Below are 1,448 nucleotides of genomic sequence, written 5' to 3'. Positions count from 1 at the left end.
AACGGCTCTGTCTCACATTCGGTGGTGACGGAGTGTGCTGCTATCCGAGGAGGATGCGGTGGCGAAGTAGGGTGAAGCCTGCTCGTCCGTGCATCTGTTGCGCGATCCGCTTGGTTTTGGTGTTGATGCCCTCGGTGGGGCCGTTGCTGTACGGAAGCGTGAGCGCGGCAATCACTGCTTGCCGGTCTCGCTCCAGGCCCCGGGCGAAGGAGTGCAGATGGGGAAGATCGGTTGTGCGGACCTGGTCGATCCAGCGCGAGAGCCCGTCGGCGTTTCCTTCACGAGGCGTCAACAGCTGGGCGAAATCCGCAATGTGGGTGGCCAGTTGGGTCATTTCTGAGCAGGCGGCGGTGAGCTGTGCCAGGAGGTCCTGACTTTCTGTCTTGAGGTTGTCGGGCCTGGTAAGGAGCATCCGGGCGAGCCGGCGTGGGGAGATGTGGCTGCGGTCGGCGTCCGCGCGGCCTTGGTTGATGTACTTGTAAAGCAGGTTGAGGCAGCCGGTGTAGCCGAGGGCCTTGATCTCTTCGAAGAGGCGCTTGACGGGGGCGGCGGGGTCCTCGGCCCGGCGTTTGCGCAGGTGCTCGCGGTAGGGGTCGACGAGGCCGGCGCGGTATTTGGGGACGCGGAGCATCCGCTCGGGCCGGTCGGCTCGTGCGTAGCGTTTGATGGTGTTCAGGGCCAGCTGCAGTCGGCGGGCGCATTCGAGCAGGCCCACCCCCTGATTGAGCAGGTCATGGACGTGGTGCCAGCGTTCCAGGGTGGTTCGGGCGCGTGGCCCGTCGTAGATGGGTGCGTCCAGTACGGTGGCCCAGCAGGTGCTGTGGGCCTTCACCTCGCTGAGGGCGGCTTCGCACAGGTTGTGCCACAGATGCCACCTGTCGGCGACCTGCACTGCGTGGGGCAGGGCGCGGCGGATGGCCTCGGCATAGGTCGTGGAGCCGTCGCGGCAGACGACTTCGACGCCCGGGTGTTCGCGCAGCCAGGCTTCCAGAGTGTCGGCCGTGCGGTCGGGGAGTACGTCGATCCGCTCATGGGTCTCGGCGTCGATCACCACGGTGGCATAGCGGTGCCGCCGGCGCAGCGCGAAGTCGTCGACGCCGATCACGCGGGGCGTCCGCCCTGTGGGCAACGGGATGCGCAGCAGGGTGCGCAGGGCGGTGTGACGGGACAGGCCCACCGCGAGTATCGCCAGCAGACGTGATCCTGCTCGGCCCGCTAACTCTTTGACTACGGCTTTGACCTGTCTGGTCAGACGGGCGGTGCGTCGCTGGTATCGCTCCAGCACCCCGGGCACCTGTTCGCGGAAGGTGTGGCGGCAGCCCCGCGTGGGACACACCAGACGCCGAACACGCACACGGACCACCACCCGGCGCCCGTCGACCGGAACGTCGGCCACCGTCCGCCAGTGATAGCCGTGCACCCTTGCCGAGGAGGCCCCGCACACGTGG

At 67.3% G+C, this 1,448-nt stretch carries 1 protein-coding gene; it reads right to left on the bottom strand.

From position 1 onward, the window contains the following. Window positions 1–40: 40 nt before the first annotated feature. On the bottom strand, window positions 41–1,448 hold a 1,408-nt coding region (locus PV341_RS45005; protein WP_500361029.1), incomplete at its 5' end, for an ISL3 family transposase.

This window comes from Streptomyces sp. PA03-1a, assembly GCF_033792805.1.
Taxonomy (GTDB): domain Bacteria; phylum Actinomycetota; class Actinomycetes; order Streptomycetales; family Streptomycetaceae; genus Actinacidiphila.
The sequence above is the reverse complement of the archived record's forward strand: the minus strand, read 5'-3'. Positions and strand labels throughout refer to the sequence as shown.